This window comes from Orientia tsutsugamushi, assembly GCF_900327275.1.
Classification (GTDB): Bacteria; Pseudomonadota; Alphaproteobacteria; order Rickettsiales; family Rickettsiaceae; genus Orientia; species Orientia tsutsugamushi.
The window spans coordinates 663,073-679,702 of sequence record NZ_LS398548.1 but is presented as its reverse complement, the minus strand read 5'-3'; the positions used below and the strand labels follow the sequence as shown (position 1 = coordinate 679,702).

Annotated in this window: 17 protein-coding genes, 1 tRNA gene and 5 pseudogenes; 10 read left to right on the top strand and 13 right to left on the bottom strand. The window is 28.9% G+C overall.

The window, feature by feature from the left end:
• Positions 1 to 105: 105 nt before the first annotated feature.
• Positions 106 to 180 (top strand) — tRNA-Thr (locus tag DK405_RS03600).
• 37 nt (positions 181 to 217) lie between these two features.
• On the opposite strand, the pseudogene DK405_RS03595 reads toward DK405_RS03600, so the two are convergent.
• Positions 218 to 475: pseudogene (locus DK405_RS03595) on the bottom strand (DNA adenine methylase); the annotation flags it as partial.
• Here DK405_RS03595 and DK405_RS03590 point away from each other — a divergent pair.
• The 3 genes from DK405_RS03590 to DK405_RS03580 all read left to right on the top strand — a co-directional run bounded on the left by DK405_RS03590 (position 445) and on the right by DK405_RS03580 (position 2,058).
• Positions 445 to 864 (top strand): sensor histidine kinase, encoded by a 420-nt coding sequence (locus DK405_RS03590; RefSeq protein WP_070786659.1) that lies wholly within the window; start codon positions 445 to 447, stop codon positions 862 to 864. The pseudogene DK405_RS03595 and the gene DK405_RS03590 sit on opposite strands and share 31 nt — an antisense overlap.
• A gap of 59 nt (positions 865 to 923) precedes the next feature.
• Positions 924 to 1,049, top strand: coding sequence for a hypothetical protein (locus tag DK405_RS14985; protein WP_269459340.1), 126 nt, complete (start codon positions 924 to 926; stop codon positions 1,047 to 1,049).
• Between the two features lie 463 nt (positions 1,050 to 1,512).
• On the top strand, positions 1,513 to 2,058 hold the full coding sequence (locus DK405_RS03580) for an HD domain-containing protein (RefSeq protein ID WP_064613205.1): 546 nt from the start codon (positions 1,513 to 1,515) through the stop codon (positions 2,056 to 2,058).
• A gap of 305 nt (positions 2,059 to 2,363) precedes the next feature.
• Here the strand turns inward: DK405_RS03580 and DK405_RS03575 are convergent, their stop codons facing one another.
• The 5 genes and pseudogenes from DK405_RS03575 to DK405_RS13835 form a co-directional block, all read right to left on the bottom strand.
• Positions 2,364 to 3,464, bottom strand: coding sequence for a tetratricopeptide repeat protein (locus DK405_RS03575; protein ID WP_064613192.1), 1,101 nt, complete (start codon positions 3,462 to 3,464; stop codon positions 2,364 to 2,366).
• A 96-nt stretch (positions 3,465 to 3,560) separates the two neighbouring features.
• Positions 3,561 to 3,707, bottom strand: a complete 147-nt coding sequence (locus DK405_RS12710) for a hypothetical protein (RefSeq protein ID WP_162563001.1) — start codon at positions 3,705 to 3,707, stop codon at positions 3,561 to 3,563.
• Positions 3,708 to 3,846: 139 nt separating this feature from the next.
• Positions 3,847 to 4,071, bottom strand: a pseudogene (locus tag DK405_RS03570) (hypothetical protein); the annotation flags it as partial.
• 137 nt (positions 4,072 to 4,208) lie between these two features.
• Positions 4,209 to 4,409 carry a hypothetical protein gene (locus DK405_RS14980; protein WP_269459355.1) on the bottom strand — a complete coding sequence of 67 codons (201 nt, stop codon included), beginning with the start codon at positions 4,407 to 4,409 and terminating at the stop codon, positions 4,209 to 4,211.
• Between the two features lie 11 nt (positions 4,410 to 4,420).
• Positions 4,421 to 4,708, bottom strand: a complete 288-nt coding sequence (locus DK405_RS13835; protein ID WP_064613196.1) for a tyrosine-type recombinase/integrase — start codon at positions 4,706 to 4,708, stop codon at positions 4,421 to 4,423.
• Positions 4,709 to 4,935: 227 nt separating this feature from the next.
• Here DK405_RS13835 and DK405_RS13000 point away from each other — a divergent pair.
• Positions 4,936 to 5,031, top strand: a pseudogene (locus DK405_RS13000) (IS5/IS1182 family transposase); the annotation flags it as partial.
• A gap of 238 nt (positions 5,032 to 5,269) precedes the next feature.
• Here the strand turns inward: DK405_RS13000 and DK405_RS13830 are convergent.
• From DK405_RS13830 to DK405_RS03550, 4 genes are all read right to left on the bottom strand, one after another.
• Entirely contained in the window at positions 5,270 to 5,380 is a 111-nt protein-coding gene (locus DK405_RS13830) for an Arm DNA-binding domain-containing protein (protein WP_162563047.1), read from the bottom strand.
• Positions 5,381 to 5,396: 16 nt separating this feature from the next.
• The gene (locus tag DK405_RS12705; RefSeq protein WP_162563000.1) at positions 5,397 to 5,558 is read right to left on the bottom strand and encodes a hypothetical protein; all 162 of its coding nucleotides are present in this window, start codon (positions 5,556 to 5,558) and stop codon (positions 5,397 to 5,399) included.
• A 493-nt stretch (positions 5,559 to 6,051) separates the two neighbouring features.
• The gene (locus DK405_RS03555) at positions 6,052 to 6,297 is read right to left on the bottom strand and encodes a DUF2312 domain-containing protein (protein WP_012462077.1); all 246 of its coding nucleotides are present in this window, start codon (positions 6,295 to 6,297) and stop codon (positions 6,052 to 6,054) included.
• A gap of 565 nt (positions 6,298 to 6,862) precedes the next feature.
• Positions 6,863 to 7,480, bottom strand: a complete 618-nt coding sequence (locus DK405_RS03550; RefSeq protein WP_045912788.1) for a ribonuclease HII — start codon at positions 7,478 to 7,480, stop codon at positions 6,863 to 6,865.
• Positions 7,481 to 7,549: 69 nt separating this feature from the next.
• Here DK405_RS03550 and DK405_RS03545 point away from each other — a divergent pair, with 69 nt between their 5' ends.
• The 3 genes from DK405_RS03545 (at position 7,550) to DK405_RS03535 (ending at position 10,098) form a co-directional block, all read left to right on the top strand.
• The gene (locus DK405_RS03545) at positions 7,550 to 8,587 is read left to right on the top strand and encodes a tRNA (adenosine(37)-N6)-dimethylallyltransferase (RefSeq protein WP_045912787.1); all 1,038 of its coding nucleotides are present in this window, start codon (positions 7,550 to 7,552) and stop codon (positions 8,585 to 8,587) included.
• A complete protein-coding gene (locus DK405_RS03540) occupies positions 8,571 to 9,317 on the top strand; it encodes a ComF family protein (protein WP_045912786.1) in 747 nt (248 codons plus the stop codon). The genes DK405_RS03545 and DK405_RS03540 overlap by 17 nt, the downstream gene beginning before the upstream one ends.
• 130 nt (positions 9,318 to 9,447) lie before the next feature.
• A complete protein-coding gene (locus DK405_RS03535; protein WP_045912785.1) occupies positions 9,448 to 10,098 on the top strand; it encodes an HdaA/DnaA family protein in 651 nt (216 codons plus the stop codon).
• Between the two features lie 63 nt (positions 10,099 to 10,161).
• Here DK405_RS03535 and lon read toward each other — a convergent pair whose 3' ends face one another.
• Positions 10,162 to 12,513 carry an endopeptidase La gene (gene lon, locus DK405_RS03530; RefSeq protein ID WP_045912789.1) on the bottom strand — a complete coding sequence of 784 codons (2,352 nt, stop codon included), beginning with the start codon at positions 12,511 to 12,513 and terminating at the stop codon, positions 10,162 to 10,164.
• Between the two features lie 137 nt (positions 12,514 to 12,650).
• Between lon and DK405_RS03525 the strand changes: the two genes are divergently transcribed.
• Positions 12,651 to 13,664, top strand: coding sequence for a serine/threonine dehydratase (locus DK405_RS03525; RefSeq protein WP_045912784.1), 1,014 nt, complete (start codon positions 12,651 to 12,653; stop codon positions 13,662 to 13,664).
• Positions 13,665 to 14,229: 565 nt separating this feature from the next.
• On the opposite strand, the gene risK1 is transcribed toward DK405_RS03525, so the two are convergent.
• Both risK1 and DK405_RS16070 read right to left on the bottom strand, forming a co-directional pair.
• Positions 14,230 to 16,098 (bottom strand): T4SS effector phosphatidylinositol 3-Kinase RisK1, encoded by a 1,869-nt coding sequence (gene risK1 / locus DK405_RS03520; RefSeq protein ID WP_045913015.1) that lies wholly within the window; start codon positions 16,096 to 16,098, stop codon positions 14,230 to 14,232.
• 167 nt (positions 16,099 to 16,265) lie between these two features.
• Positions 16,266 to 16,436: pseudogene (locus DK405_RS16070) on the bottom strand (IS982 family transposase); the annotation flags it as partial.
• A 7-nt stretch (positions 16,437 to 16,443) separates the two neighbouring features.
• Between DK405_RS16070 and DK405_RS15695 the strand changes: the two are divergent.
• Positions 16,444 to 16,563 (top strand): annotated as a pseudogene (locus tag DK405_RS15695) (DnaB-like helicase C-terminal domain-containing protein); the annotation flags it as partial.
• Positions 16,564 to 16,630: the final 67 nt, after the last annotated feature.

Below are 16,630 nucleotides of genomic sequence, written 5' to 3'. Positions count from 1 at the left end.
TACATCATCATGAATTAAGCTTAGCTTTTATTAGAACAATTATTTTATAGTTTTACTTTCATGAACTTAGAACAGTAAAAACTATGGTTTTTTGATATACTATTAGCCGCTATAGCTCAGTGGTAGAGCGCATCATTGGTAATGATGAGGTCGGGAGTCCGATTCTCCTTAGTGGCACCACCATTTTATCAGCTTTATTGCCATATTGCATTAAAAAGAAGAAGTCTTTGTATAGGTCTTTAATAAAGGTAGTGTTATTATTTGAAAGCATAATTTTAACACCTTTATTGGTTATCTCATATACAAAATCTCGTAGTCTGATTTGATCTTTTTCATCAAATGGAAGTCTAGTGTAGAACCTTTCTCCAGATTGGTGGTAAGGTGGATCAAGATAAACGAAGTCACCTTTTTTAGGTTCTATAAATGAAAAATCTGTAGCATAAATTGATACACCATGTAAAAGGTTGCTGCATTTCAGATTGCATTGTTTATACGGATTATGACTATGAAAAAATTCGTATGATTGGATATGGAGATGAAATACAGCAAATACTAACTCAGCTGCTTGATAATGCAAATAGATTTGGAGAAAAAGTTAAAGTAATACTCATTAGAGTTAGATTACTAAATTCAGAAATACGAGACAAAACACTAGAACTTACAATTCGAAATAATGGAAACAACATAAAAAAATTACAAAAAATAAATACTGCTTTTAAAACTCCAAATGAAGATAACGTCTTAGGTTTAGGGCTGACATTTGTTAAGCTACTACTTCAAGCAATAAAAGGAGAAATTACATATGTAAAAAATGAGCATACAGAGGTTATATGCTGTGTACCGATATATGCTCACTATCTTTAATTTTCTAAAATAAGTGTGATTTATGATATTAGAAAAAGAATTCGATTCAGAAATAGAAAATGAAGATTACTAAATCTGCTCTAAATGCAGTTGCAGAATATAAAGGAATAAAACTTAGTTGCGATTATTTAACTACAGTAAAAGAAGTAATTGATGACAATTACAGACTACAGGCAGTACTTTAAAAGCAAAGGAAGCAAAGTTTCAGTCCAAATGACGTTATATCGCATACTAATGAATAACAAATACAGAATGTTGAAAGTTATTGTAAATGATACAGGCCAAAGATTTTCAAAAAGCAAAGTAGATCAGATAAATAAAGAATTTAAAGATATAGTCAATTACAATGAAGTTTGCGTATAAAATATCCTGTTGGTAAATCTTATGATGCTATTGTCGCTTTTTTCTATACTCAAACTTCATTGTAATTGACTATACATATTCAGGGGAAGCTTCTACACTTGGCTTTAGAATAAAAATTGTAAGGCAATTTATACAGGAGATGAACGGGGAAATTATGCTGAAAAGCGAAGAAAACAAAGGTGCATGCTTTTTATATTCAATGTTCCATTGAAACTCGCAAATACTAGTATAACTAATTCATTATCTGGACTATTTAACAATCTACCAATTAAAGATGGAGGCAAAATGATAACATATTCAACATGTTACTGCAAAACGTCAGTTCCAGATTTTAGTCAAATTCTATTAAATAAGCTGATACTAATAAATCAACATACACAAGGATATATTAATCTTTATGAAGTTACAAAGGCAATAAAATATGCTAAAAAATATCATGGCAAGCAAAAGAGAGATACAGGAGAGCCATATTATATACATCCATTGGAAGTAGCCTGCACAGTAGCAGAATACAGCTTTGAAACTGATACGATTATTACAGCAATACTACATGACACACTCGAAGATACAACATTAACTAAAGAAAAAATTGCTAAGGTGTTTGGTGTAAAGATTGCAGAACAGGTTTTTGACCTTACCAGAATTAGGGATAATAAAAAAATCAGTTCTAGAGAAATGATTAAAATATTGCGTCAGCAAAACAAAAAAGATTTGTTATTAATCAAATTATGTGACCGTTTACACAACATTCAAACCGTATTCATAAAATCTGATGAAAAAAGACAAAAAATCATCATTGAAACTGAGCAAGAATTTATACCTCTTGCTTGATACCTTAAACTACCAAAGATTGCTGATAAGTTAAGTAGATACTGTTTACTTAATACTTATCTGGAATAAATGCTAATTCAAAAGCACAACAATATTTTATTTTTAAATAAATATTGTTGGTTCAAAAAAAAGTAGCATTGTTTTATTTTGAACTCTAAGATTTAAGACTATATCTCTTAATATTTAGGAATATTTTTTGATATAGTCCATAATCCAGAATAAATCTTATGTTAAATGTTAAAACATTTTTACTGACACATTCTTAACTTATGAACATGTGATTCTCTATACCTTGATTCTAAAAATTAATCAGTTATGATGTGGAGATTGCTTTTTTTTAATTTTTTTGCAAGGTCATTTGCTAACTGGTATGCGTACCCATCATCATAATCATATTTAACAGCCAGTTCACAACTTTCCATTGCTTCTTGATGTCTCCCTAATTCCTTCAAAGCAGCTCCTTTATTAACATAAGCTAGTGCAAAATCTGCTTTATACTTAATAGCTATATCATAATTTTTAATTGCCTCTTGATATTGTTCTAGTGTACATAAAGCAGTTCCTTTATTATTGTAAGCATTTGCTAAATCTGGTCGATACTTAATAGCTATATCATAATTTTTAATTGCCTCTTGATGCTGACCTAATTCATTCAAAGCAATTCCTTTATTAACATAAGCTAGTGCAAAATCTGCTTTATACTTAATAGCTATATCATAATTTTCAATTGCCTCTTGATGTTGCTCTAATTCCTTCAAAGACGATCCTTTATTAACATAAGCTTCTACAAAATCTGGTTTATACTTAATAGCTACATCATAATTTTTAATTGCCTCTTGATAGTGTCCAAGTTCGCATAAATAAACTCCTCTATCAATATAAATATCTAGATTAGTTGAATCATATTGAATAGCTTGATCATAATTTTTAATTGCTTCTTGATATTGTCCTAATTCGTCTAAAGATATTCCTTTATTAACATAAGCCTCTGCAAAATCTGGTCTGTATCGAATAGCAGTATCAAAATTCTTTATTGCTTCTTGATGTTGACCTAACTCTTGAAAAGTTATGCCTTTAGCATAATAAGCTTCTGCATCATCTGGTCTGTATCGAATAGCAGTATCAAAATTCCTTATTGCTTCTTGACGTTGTCCTAATGCCTTTAAAGCCATTCCTTTATTAACATAAGCTTCTGCAAAATCTGGATTACACTTAATAGCTATATCATAATTCTCTATTGCTTCTTGATGTTGCCCTAATGCCTTTAAAGCCATTCCTTTATTAACATAAGCTTCTGCAAAATCTGGTTTATACTTAATAGCTAAATCAAAATTCTTTATTGCTTTTTGATAGTTTCTTAACTGAAAAAATGAATTCCCTTTACTAAAATATTTGTTTGCTAGCATATCTTTACCCTAAAATTAAATACTGTTATATGAGCAGATTATTTTGATGCAATAGATGTAACTGTATTAATAATACTGTCATATATTTCATATGATTTATAAAAATTCCCCTTTAAATTTTTGATTAGCTGTGATAATTGCTAAATCAAATGTGCTGTTACAAATTTTCTTTTTTACAGCCTTATTTTTAATACTATCAGAGATTTCATCAAAATTCTTTATTTTTTTTATTATTACTATCAATTATGTTATTCTAAAATTCTTACTCTATATTTTCTATCAGTAGTGATATTGCTAGCTGTGCATATAGTTTGAACTATTATCTAAGATACAAGCTCAAGTTTATACTGAACATTGAGGAGGCCATTCTTTAAGGCATCAATACCTTCTTAAATTTCTTAAAGCAATAACATAGAGCAATTCCTCCAACCATAAATGCTAGGCCTAATTTAGCATGCCTGCTGTTTAGTAGTACAATTCCTGGAGCTACTCCAGCTAATACTACTCCCCATTCATCAATGCTCAAACCCATATACTTCAACGGCCTCGATAATGCCAAACATAATTTTTGATTTTGTATAATCACCTTCAGCTGCAATTGTAGCATGAGATTTCTCTATAATGTTTAAATTAGCTAAATATCTTCAAACACAGATTTTACCTGTGATAATTAGTTTACATACATGCATGTGCGACATGAAGTCGCACTATTCTTACCACAACGTTTATATTAGTCAGATAGTATTATAAATATTTATAACTTTGCATATGTCCACTAATCATTTGTGTCACCTTAGACATATACTCTCTTAGTAACTCTGTACTAACTATACTATAATCACTTGTTGATTCAAAATTAATATGATTCAATGCTGCACGAATTATATACTGACCTGCACCTATATCTGACAGACAACTTGCAAACGTCCTTCTTAGATCGTGTATTCTGAAATTTTTTATGCCAGCCTTTTTACAAATCCTATTCCATGCTTCATATGGCTTTCTAAGTGTCCGCTTTCGCTAGTAGCACTTGGTAGTACCCATTTACTTGTAGATATTAATTTCGTTGCTTGCAATATTTCCATTGCATCATCTGTTAATGGTATATTTTGTGCCTTTCCGTTCTTAGTTTTTGGTATATGCCATATTTTTCTTTCAAAATCTATATTGTCCCATTCCATCTCTAACACATTACTTTTTCTAGCTCCAGTATATAACGCTAGTAATGCAAAATCTCTTATCAACGCACTTGCTTCTCCACATAAATACTTGTAAAAATTTAGTCATTTCATCGTAACTTAGACGTCTTTCTCTGTGTTTATCTATTCTTAGTGTAGGATTTCTGTCTATTAATTCCCATTTTATTGCCTTATTAAATATACTGCTTAAGGTTACTAGAAATTGATTTGCTGTCGCATATTTTCCATCTTTGCTGATATCATTAGACCTCTTTCGAAACTGGTTAAGGTAGTTCAAAATTATTACTGACAAATGTCGAAATAGACGTAAAAGATTAGGTCTTAGATTTAATTTGATCTCTGGCATTTATAATTTTGAACTACCTTAACCAGTTTCGAAAGATATCTATTGAATATTTGTTCAATATCATTACTTTTAATCTCACTTATCTTTTTTAAAAATAACGGGTTCCCATAATTATATATTCTTGCAGCATCTTTCTGCCAGTTTATAGTATATATTTTGGCATACTCTTCAATATACCTATAACACAGCTCTTTAAATGTAATATCGTTAGCTTTTCTTTCTCTTTCTTTTATACGATTCTCATTTTCTTCTATCTGTTGTTAACATTTTACTTCTCTTGAATCTATTCCGTTCGTCATTAATCTCTTTAATTCTCTTGCTATTTTTCTAGCTTCTTTAATAGATAAATCTGGAAATACCCTTATCGTCATTTTTATCCCTTCTTTTCTAAATTTTTTTCAAAAGACCATGTTTTCTTCCTGTCGGTGATATTCTTAATTTAAGGCCTGGTTCAATTTTATCCTGGATGATTGATGTTCTTTCAGTTGGAATTTTTATTTTTCTTATTAACTTATCTGTTAACTTTAATGTTAATGTTATTGATTCCATAATTATACCATAGATTAATTGTATATTAATTCATGTTACAATTACCTAAACAAGGTATCTATATTATTCTCTTTATTTGAATCAAATTTTTATACTAATTTATTCATAATATACCTGACTTCCAAACCCCTTTATCAACCTTGGATTGGTATGCATTTTTCAGCTATCATCTTAACCTTTAGATTGAAAACTGACCCCAATTTCCTGATTTTTTTTCTACCTATTTTATACCTTTCGCCTTAATTTTTTTGTTATATTAATAAATATTCCAAATATGTTTATAGTTAAAGTTGAAGATTAATTATAAATATTAATAAAAGTTAACATAAGTTAATAGTAGGTTCTATAAAGTGTAGAAGTTAACAAAAAATTAACATTTCTTCTTCTTTATATTTGATATATCTTTGCAGCTTTATTATTAGGTAATGTTTATATAAAATATCTGCACTGACAACTTATTAATTACATAATTTAAGCATTTAACAACTCTTAATTATGATGTTATTCCTAAAGCACTTAAGTAAGTCTCAAGTAATTCTTCTTGTTCTTTAAATTTACTTTTATCCATTTTTTTGATTTTAATTACTTGCTTCAGTGTATGAGTGTCTAATCCATAACTTTTTGCTTCAGCATACACTGCTTGAATGTCTTCTGTTATATTAGCTTTTTCAACTTCTAATCTTTCAATTTTTTCAATAATTTGTTTGAGTTGGTTACTAGAGACAACATTTTCTGACATATAAATCCTTCTTTGTGTTATTAAATTTTTTGATTTGAAATACTAAATCTTAGTAATAATATACACTATTTAAAGTAATTGCAAATAGGAGAAAATTTGTTGGTAATTAAGAAATCATCTTTTTCATAACATAAGAGCTATATCTATTTACTAACCATGCTTATAACGCAAGATTTAATATAATAACAAATATGAAAAGATATAGTAAGAAAAATCTAAAAAAGATAATATACAGTTATAACTTTTAATATATTAAATATATGATGATTCCAATTAATAAACATTTATTTCTACATTGCTGCAAATATTTTTTAGAATACTATACTTACCACATGGAACATTATTCATCATTATAACACTTTTTCTAGCTGCTTCTTATCCTAATGGTGTTAAAAGAAATCTGTAATGTTTTAACTTTTTTTAATATAGCCAAACTAGTATAAAACAGTTATGTTATATATTTTTCGAAAAGCGTGTTTACTCACAGTGATATTTTATCCTTCTTGATTTAGCTTGAAACCATTTTTTCAATATAGCATAGCTGTTTTATAGTGGTTTAGCTATATTATACCATATTTCCTAATATCGCACTATGGTTGATATTGCCTTTAAATTTAAAGCTAACTCTGTGATGTATAGTTTGACCATAAGTTTTAATTGCCTCAATATGCAGTTTAGTTCCATACCCACAATTCTTATTCCAACCATAAACTGGATACTCTTTGTGTAAAATCTGCATCATGCGATCTCTTGTTACCTTTGCTACTATTGAAGCAGATGCTATAGAGTAGCAAATCTGATCACCACGAACTATACTAATAAATCTATTGTCAGTAAAATTCATATTGCCATCTACTAGCACTTTTGTGGGTATGATTGCTAAATTCTTAACAGCTCTTATACATGCAAGCTTTGTTGCTTCTAAAATATTATATTTATCAATCTCTTGAACTGATGCTATACCAATACTGTAGTAGTAGTTATTAGTAATCTTATCATAGCAACTTTCTCTTTTAGATTTAGATAACACTTTTGAATCTTTAATATCATCTATCATAATTAATTGGTTGACAACTACAGCAGCAGCTACTACTGGTCCAGCTAATGGACCTCTGCCAGCTTCATCTACACCAGCAATTATTTCCGAAGCATTATCTTGTTCAATATTTAAGTTAGGATTCATACTATAGAAGTTATTGATTTAGTATACATTATATTATAATGTGCACTTATTATTGAAACTATATTAACAATGAATGATATATTTATAATTGCTGGACCTACAGCTAGTGGTAAATCTGAACTAGCAATGTTATTAGCTCAGAAATTCAATGGTGTTATTATTAATGCTGACTCAATGCAAATATATAAAGAAATTCCAATAATTACAGCTTCTCCAAGCATTTCAGAAAAACAGCAGATTGATCACTATTTATATAATTATGTATCAATTTTTCATTCTGATATTAATGAACTGAATTCCTTCGATAATATTTCTCAATCTAAAGTAAATGCTAATTATAATAATATAAACTTACAGCAATCTATAACAAAACAATTAACAAATAGGAGGTATTCGGTAGCTAAGTATGTACAAGAAGCTTGTAAAATTATTAAAAGTGTTATACATGCATTAAAATTACCAATTGTTGTTGGAGGTAGTGGAATGTATATTAAGGCCCTAGTTTATGGTATTCATCATATTCCTGAAATAACTTGGGAGATTCGTACGCAAGTTCAAGATCTCTATAAAAAACTAACTAAACAAGAATTTTATCAAAAATTGATAGATTTAGACCCTATTTCTAAGAATTACATTCATTCAAGTGATGCTCAGAGAATGATTAGGGCATATGAAGTTGTGCTGCAAACTAATAAATCAATTTTTAGTTACCATAACTCTAAACTAGTTTCTCCTCTTGAAGGTTACAATGTAAAAAAAATAATATTGTTGCCAGATAGGCAGCTTTTATATCAGAACTGTGATCAGAGATTTGCTAAACTAGCAACTAATGGAGAATTAGTAGATGAAATAACTAAAATAAAGCCATATTATGATTACATTAGCATTTCAGCGAAAAAGGCGCTAGGCATTAATGAAATAATCTCATATCTTAATCAAGAACTAACAATTGAAGAGGCTATAACAATAGCTCAGCAAAAAATTAGACAATATGCCAAAAGACAATTAACTTGGTTTAGAAATCAAACAATTAATGGATATACATTACATTATCAAAGTATGAGTGAGTTATACAAAACGCAAGTTAACGATGTGTTCTTTAATTAGTTCTTGGTTACAAATAATCATCTACCCGTTAATAATATTATTAAATTATTTTTTTCCAAGACAATGCTTAACATGCGAACAGCTTATTCAAAGCGCTTTGCCAGCTGGATTATGCTCAACTTGTTGGAATAAAATTAACTTTATTACTTTGCCATTTTGTCAAAAATGCGGCAGAGCTTTACCTTATGATTATGGAGCTGATGTAATTTGCCTTAAATGTTGTCATACTGCACCTAATTACGAATTAGCAAGAGCATTATTAATTTTTAATGAAGATAGTAAATTTTTAATTCATGCTTTCAAATATTATGATAAACCTTTAATTGCAATGATGCTAGCGCAATTATTATATGTACGTTATCAATATAATATTTTATCTGCAGATTACATAATACCAGTACCTATACATCGATTTAAACTTTTGTTACGAGGGTACAACCAAGCACAAGTCTTAGGTAAATATTTATCGGATATTGCTAAGCTACCTATAAAATCCAACATATTGATCAAGTATAAATGGACTAAATCACAAACTAAGTTAACGAAAAAAGAGCGTATAAAAAACATCAGTGGAAGCTTTAGAATTAATAACTCAGAAATTATAAAAAATAAAAAAATAATATTACTAGATGATGTTGTTACAACTGGAACAACTGTTAACTTATGTGCTAAGCTTCTTAAAAATGCTGGAGCAAAAAGCATATTTGTGCTTTGCATTGCATATACTTAAGTTAAAAAATTCATTTATCTTTTTACTATTAGAGCTTAATAGTTTTCTTTTTTGTGTTTTTATCTAATACTTAAGCTAGCTTTGCAGTAAATAATATATTTATTATCTTTAAAGTTTTTAATATTTAAATATGCAACATACTATAAACTTTCCAAATAACTCTAAATACCTAGAAGAAGATTATATTGTTACGAGTTCAAACTTTGATGCATATCAGTTAATTAAAAACTGGCCTTCTATGTGGGGAATAACTCCATACTCTAAATCCTTACTTGTTTGTGGGCCACCTTCTTCTGGTAAAACTTACTTAGCAAACATTTGGCAAAGATATGCTAATGCAGTTTTTATGTCTAGTTCAGATAATATTGATCAATTTTATCAAACGAAACCAAGCTTTATTATAGAGGATATAGATAAAAACCATTGGTCAGATAAAAAGTTATTACATATTTTTAATATATTACATGAAAATAATAAATTTTTAATGCTAACATGCAGTATACATCCTACTAATTTTATATTACCAGATCTTACTTCTAGACTAAGCGCTGTTTTAACTATAAAACTTCATCGACCAGATGATGAAATGCTGAAAATTGTTTTAATGAAAGCGTTCTCTGAACGTTCTCTGAAAGTATCAACTGAAATTATTAACTACTTATCATCAAGGCTAACCAGGGAATTTAGTATAATTCATGATACGGTAAAATTAATTGATAAATATTCGTTAGAGCATAAACGCAATATCACCATTCCATTACTCAAAGAACTACTTAAGTAGTATTCAAAGGCTTTAAAGATATATTCTAATTTGCTTTCTATTTTATAGAGAAATTAACAAATATTAACAAGCTGTTTCTGCAGGCGAATTGGTTACTGTAGTAGCCAAAGCAATATCTAGTACTTGATCGGCTTCTGATAATGGAATAATATCTAAATCATTTTTAATACTATTAGGTATATCTTCTAAATCACTAGTATTTCCTTCTGGAATAATTACTGTTTTAATTCCTCCTCGTTTTGCTGCCATTAACTTTTCTTTTAGTCCACCAATAGGTAATATTCGTCCTCTTAAAGTAATTTCACCAGTCATTGCTACTGAAAGCTTGACAGGTATACCCGTCATTAAGGAAACTATTGTAGTAAAAATAGCTATACCTGCAGAAGGTCCGTCTTTAGGGATAGCTCCTTCAGGAAAATGAATATGAATATCATACTTATGATATTGCTCATACTTTACATTATATTTTTGTGCTCTAGAGCAAAAATAGCTAAATGCAGTTTGACTTGATTCTTTCATCACATCACCTAACTTACCTGTAGCTTTAATTTTTCCTTTGCCAGGTATCATTACTGCTTCAACCCAAATCAAATCCCCACCTGTTTCAGTATAAGCTAATCCAATAGTAATGCCTACTTGATTATCATCTTCAGCAAGCCCATACTTATATTTCCTAGATCCAAGATAATCTTTAATATTTTCTTTGCTAACACTTTCTGATTTTATATCTTTAGAACTTAAAATTTTCTTAAGCACCTTACGGCATATTCCTCCGATATTTCTTTCTAGACCTCTAACTCCAGCTTCTCGTGTATAATATCTTATTAACTCTAATATTGCTTCATCTGAAAAACTGATTTCAGTATTTTTTAAACCGTTATTTTTGATTTGTTTAGGAATAAGGTGATGTTTTGCTATTTCTAATTTTTCACCTTCGACATACCCAGGAATTTGAATAATTTCCATACGATCACGCAAAGGAATAGGAAAATTAAAACTGTTAGCAGTAGCAATAAAAAGTACTTTTGAAAGATCATACTCTACTTCTAGGTAATTATCTTGAAAGCGGCTATTTTGCTCTGGATCTAATACTTCTAATAAAGCAAATGCTGGATCACCTCTAGAATCTCTAGAAATCTTATCAATTTCATCTAGTAATATGACAAGATTATTACTATTCTCCCTTTTTATTAAAGAAATAATTTTACCTGGCATTGCTCCAATATAAGTTTTTCTGTGGCCACGAATTTCTGCTTCATCTCTCACTCCACCTAGAGCAAATTTTGCATATTTACATTTTGTAGCTTCTGCAATAGATTTTACTAAAGATGTTTTTCCTACTCCAGGTGGACCAATAAAACATAAGATTGTTCCTATAGATTTTTTAGTCCTTTGCAGTACTGCTAAATATTCAGTTATTCTTTCCTTGACTTTTTCTAGTCCATGATGATCTGCATTCAAATCTTGTAAAGCCTTGTCAATATTAATGTTAATCTTACTTTCTTTTTCTTTTTTCCATGGTAATCCTAGAAGAATATCTAAATAATTACGTGTTAATGCAGCTTCAGCAGAAATTGGATTCATCATCTTTAATTTTTTTAACTCACTTTCCGCTTTAGCTTTAGCTTCTTTTGAAAGGTGAAGAGTATCGATTTTCTTTTGCAGTTCAGCAATATCAGATTTTTCATCATCTACTCCTAAAACGTTTTTAATTATTTTCATCTTTTCATTAAGAAAGCAATCACGCTGCATTTTTTCTAGATTTTTCTGTGCCTTCGAAGTAATCAATTCATCTGTTTCCATTATAATGATTTCTTTGGCAACATGATCAGTTAGCTTTTCTATTCTTTGTTTAAGATCAGTTATTTCTAACAAAGATTGCTTGTTAGCAACATTGCAAATTAAATTTGCGGCTAAAGCATTAACTACATAGCTTTGATTAGTGTACGATAAAATATGAACTAACAAGTCTGGGTTAATTTTTTTACTTAACCTAATATATTTATTAAAGAGAACAATTGCATTTGCTAACTTATCTTTTATTTCATCAGCATTATTAATTTCATCATCTGGAACAATTACATATTCAGCTACTAAAAGGTCCTGCGAGCGTCTTATTGTCAGTTTAACTCGATCTAATACTTTTATCAAGATTTTATAATTGTCATTAGGCAATTGAACTAGCTCAGTTATTTCTGCCAATACTCCAATTTTATATAAAGAATTTATCGAAGGTTTTATATCATCAGCATTTTTTTGAGTAGTAAGCAAGACAGTAGGATGATTCTCAGAATCATTGCCTAATTTTAACAAATTTTTAACCGAATCATCTCTGCCAATTAATATAGGCAATACTAGCCCAGGAAATAATACTGTGTTTCTTATTGGAAATAATGGTAAAACACGATTGCTAATATCATTTAAAACTTGTGCCACTAAATATAATTAAATTTTTATTTACTAGTATATCATGATAATCTATATAATCACACAGATAATTAAATTCAATTATTTTACATATGAATATTTTGCATAGTAGATAGTATTTTTGTATGTTAAGTATTATTAAAGCTTATAATCGAATTAAGCCATATATCTATCAAACACCCATTCTATATTCTGATTACCTAAACCACCTTTTAGGACATGAAATATACTTTAAAGCAGAATCATTACAGAAATCTGGTTCGTTTAAGATAAGAGGAGTACTTAATCATTTACTTGCATTGCAAGAAAGGAAATTACTACCAACAAAAATTTCAACTTATACTACTGGAAATCATGGAGTAGCAGTAGCATTGGTAGCTAAATTACTAAAATTAAATACTGTTAAAATATACTCTAACTGCATTTCTAAAACAAAATTACATATGGCAAAACATTATGGAGCAAAGGTAATTTTGACAAATTCAAGAATTGAAGCAGAGCAAAAAGCAAAGTTAGAGCAAAACAATGAATTTTATTATCTACACCCATCAGATAGCGATAGTATTATTGCCGGAGCTGGAACTGTATATTATGAAGCTCTGCAACAATTACACTTTTCTCCTGATGCAGTATTTGCTTCTTGTGGTGGTGGAGGATTGTTATCAGGTACATACCTAACTAAAATTAGAACTGATACTTTAGTTCAAATTATAGGATCTGAACCAGTAAATGCTAACGATGCATTTACTTCGTTGTGTCATGGCAATATTTTTACCTTGCCTAAATCACCAAATACAGTTGCTGATGGTCTTAGTGCATTAAACCTATCAGAAAGAACTTTTCAATATATCAAAAAACTAGATGATATGGTACTTGTTCCAGAAAAATCAATTTATTATTGGACTACTTGGCTTGTTACTTTACTAAAAATTACTTGTGAACCATCAAGCGCAATCAACATGGCTGCAGTGTGTAATTGGCTTTTAAGGCAAAATTCACCCAAAAAGGCTTTAGTTATACTATCTGGTGGTAACACTGATCCAAATACACACTCAAAACTAATGCAGGATAAATTTATACAACAAATTCCTAAAATTGAAGAATGTAGCAAGGGAACTATTTCATTCAAAAATTCTTGATGATATAGCCTTGTATGTTGAAAATATGTGAAATTGCAATAAAATAAAAGTTATAGCAATAGCATAAAAGAAAGCTAGTATACAGTTTTGATCCTGAGGCTAATAGCCTAAATTTAGATAAGTAACTAACTTTTTTGAATAACTTAAACATGGCGATATTCTTAGGTGCAAAGCATGTATTTACAAGATTAGTTTCAAGTATATTCAGTTAATTTTTTACATAAATTGGTGATTATGAATAGTATATAGTCATTTGCAATATTGAAAGTTATCATTAGCTGAGTTATTAAAAATAGCACATGTTAAAGCATTTTTTCCATCTATGTTTCTTTGATTGTTACTTGGTATTAATTTCTTTATGATATATCGTGCCAAAATTGTCTATTAAATAGTATACTGTTTGTAATACACTTTTTCATGTTGGGTTATTTTATTTTTATTTAAATTTTCTTTATAATTCAATATTTTCTTTTTGTATACCTTTTATTTACTACATTTCGTATTTCAACTTATCCTATTCTAGCATTTTTTATTACAATCTTTACAAGTTTTGCAGAATATCTAATCAAGAAATTTCAACACCTTGAGAATTTTTAGACTTAAATGCTGAACGAGCTTTTTGAATCCTTGTACAGTAATTTATTCTAGGATTTAATAACATTCTCTTTCTAGCTAACTCAGAATCATCAAATTTTTTTATTTCTTTTGATACTGATTTTTTTGTTAATATATTTTGTGATTGCCCTAATAAGGGTTGCAATTGTTTTTTGAGATCATTTCTACTCTTCTCTATTTCTAGAATATAATCTGCAGCATGCCACTTAACAATATCATTTGTTATTGTTTGCACCAAATGTTCTTTTTTTTGCCACTTTCCATTACTATCCTTTTGCCATTGTGGCTCATAATTACACTTTTCTACTTCTATATAGCTATGGTTTAAGCTATTCATTTGATAATTATTATCAATAGCCCATGTTAAAGCATCTTTTCCATCAATTTTTATGTTATGGTTGTATGCATATAAAACTGGCTCTTTTATACTAGTGGTAGCAAAAGCATTTAACCATCCACCTTTCTTAAATTTAGATGATACGTTGCTAAATCTGCTTATTACATCAGTTGCTTTTACTATTTCTTTCATATTTTTAATATTTTCTTTTAAATTGACTTGATAGAACTTTATCAGTGCAGGATAGTCATTAATAGGGGTGCTAATGAAAGTTTCTCCTTTAAACTTAACCTTTCCAATAAAGCCTTTTGGATCAAATCCTAATTTTGCTAATTCGGAAATTTTTTGTTCTATTATAGCATCTATTTGACCTTCATCTATTTGAGCAAGCATCTGCTTTAATGCGTCATTATATTTGTTAATATCAAATGATAGATTACCTTTTTGAATTGCTGAATTATAATTTAAAAAAGGATCATCAAATATGCTATCAGTTGTGCTAACCATACTTTCAAAATCTGCATAGAATTGCATTAAAGATCTACCATGGTCTACTTTAGCTATAGTTTTACCATTTTGTACTATTAAATTACCGGAATGATAATCTAATTCTCCTAGTATATGACAAGCAGCAATTACTTTTTCAAATCCTTCTAATTTTTGTAAATTTTTAGCTTCAGCTTTAAGTCCAGTTGATCTTTTCATACCAGAAAATCTTGAAAGCTGTACTGCATTATCAAGAAACTTAGACCTAATATACAGCGAATCTGCATTAGATCTATCAGGTATTACTAATTCTTCTTTTGGAGCTTGTCCATACAATAATAACTGATATATAGAAGATGCTAGTAATTCTTGTACAGCATCTCTTCTATCACTCCAAGCTAGTTGAAGTTTATCCAATTCTTCACTTGGCATCTTAGCTAAATTTTTTCCAATACTAATATCTTTTTTATAAAATTTCTTTAAAAGAAATATATGACCGCTTGACTTCTCAGTAGCTATGTATCCTTCAGATATTCCAATTGCTTTAGCCTCTGTTTTAGGGAATTCATCCTGTTTAGCAATGTTTCTATCACGTAGTAGTTCCTCAATGTTGCTATTTTTAAAATGTTTACTAGAAATTTGACTATGATTATTATTTAATTCTTCTGCACGCTCTGCTTTATATTTTTTAGTTAATCTATATAAAAGTGGTGAACTTATAATTTCTATTAATTCCTTATTTTCATCTGCTATAATCATATTTTGTAGTATTTTTAATACTTTGCATAAGTCTTGGTTATTCAAGTCTGAAAAACATTTTTGGTATTCCTCTACATTAGATATACTAGGATTCTCAGCAATATTATTTAAAACTTTTGCAAGATTTTTGCCTAACAAAAAAATATTGTCTTCTGTGAATTTAGATTGGTCAGAAGTTGTTAGAGCTGTAAGCAGTTGATTTATTAAGATGTCTTCTGAAAATATGTTTTTAAACATTAGAACCTTCCTGAATAAAATATCTTCAACTTTTAATTGTATATAATCCTATAAACTCTAGCAAGTTAAAGCTGAAAATAATGAGGCTAGAATTTACGTAAAAGACAAAAAATATGCAAAAGCATCAGAGTTTGATATAAAATAATGTGTCAAAACAATTAATAAGGCTAGATTAGGATAAGTTGTAGTAAAGAGAAAAAAGAGGAGATTAAGATAGGAATTAAGTTTTGAGATAGAATAAGTTACAAGAGAAGCAATTATATGAACAAAGAAATTAATAATAGAACAATGTCTAGTATGCTCTAAAAGATATGTTTTTTTAGTATATTAAAGACAGACTAAATTCAAGATAAATATTATAATACTGCTGAAATAATTGTTGCTAAACACTGTAATAGGTCAGTTGGTACAGTGAAGTTATACTATGATAATCAGTATTCTAAATTTGATAATATTGTGATGTAACTATAGTTATGCCTTCTGCTATATATAGAACTCATGTTTCTCTAGCATACATTCGCATCAAAAACTT

Bases quoted from the DNA above. Each gene is read 5' to 3' on its own strand.
- DK405_RS14985 (WP_269459340.1), top strand. From the start codon at position 924: ATGAAGATTACTAAATCTGCTCTAAATGCAGTTGCAGAATATAAAGGA.
- DK405_RS03580 (WP_064613205.1), top strand. From the start codon at position 1,513: ATGATAACATATTCAACATGTTACTGCAAAACGTCAGTTCCAGATTTT.
- DK405_RS03575 (WP_064613192.1), bottom strand. From the start codon at position 3,464: ATGCTAGCAAACAAATATTTTAGTAAAGGGAATTCATTTTTTCAGTTA.
- DK405_RS13830 (WP_162563047.1), bottom strand. From the start codon at position 5,380: ATGACGATAAGGGTATTTCCAGATTTATCTATTAAAGAAGCTAGAAAA.
- DK405_RS12705 (WP_162563000.1), bottom strand. From the start codon at position 5,558: ATGGAATCAATAACATTAACATTAAAGTTAACAGATAAGTTAATAAGA.
- DK405_RS03555 (WP_012462077.1), bottom strand. From the start codon at position 6,297: ATGTCAGAAAATGTTGTCTCTAGTAACCAACTCAAACAAATTATTGAA.
- DK405_RS03550 (WP_045912788.1), bottom strand. From the start codon at position 7,480: ATGAATCCTAACTTAAATATTGAACAAGATAATGCTTCGGAAATAATT.
- DK405_RS03545 (WP_045912787.1), top strand. From the start codon at position 7,550: ATGAATGATATATTTATAATTGCTGGACCTACAGCTAGTGGTAAATCT.
- DK405_RS03540 (WP_045912786.1), top strand. From the start codon at position 8,571: ATGTGTTCTTTAATTAGTTCTTGGTTACAAATAATCATCTACCCGTTA.
- DK405_RS03535 (WP_045912785.1), top strand. From the start codon at position 9,448: ATGCAACATACTATAAACTTTCCAAATAACTCTAAATACCTAGAAGAA.
- DK405_RS03525 (WP_045912784.1), top strand. From the start codon at position 12,651: ATGTTAAGTATTATTAAAGCTTATAATCGAATTAAGCCATATATCTAT.
- risK1 (WP_045913015.1), bottom strand. From the start codon at position 16,098: ATGTTTAAAAACATATTTTCAGAAGACATCTTAATAAATCAACTGCTT.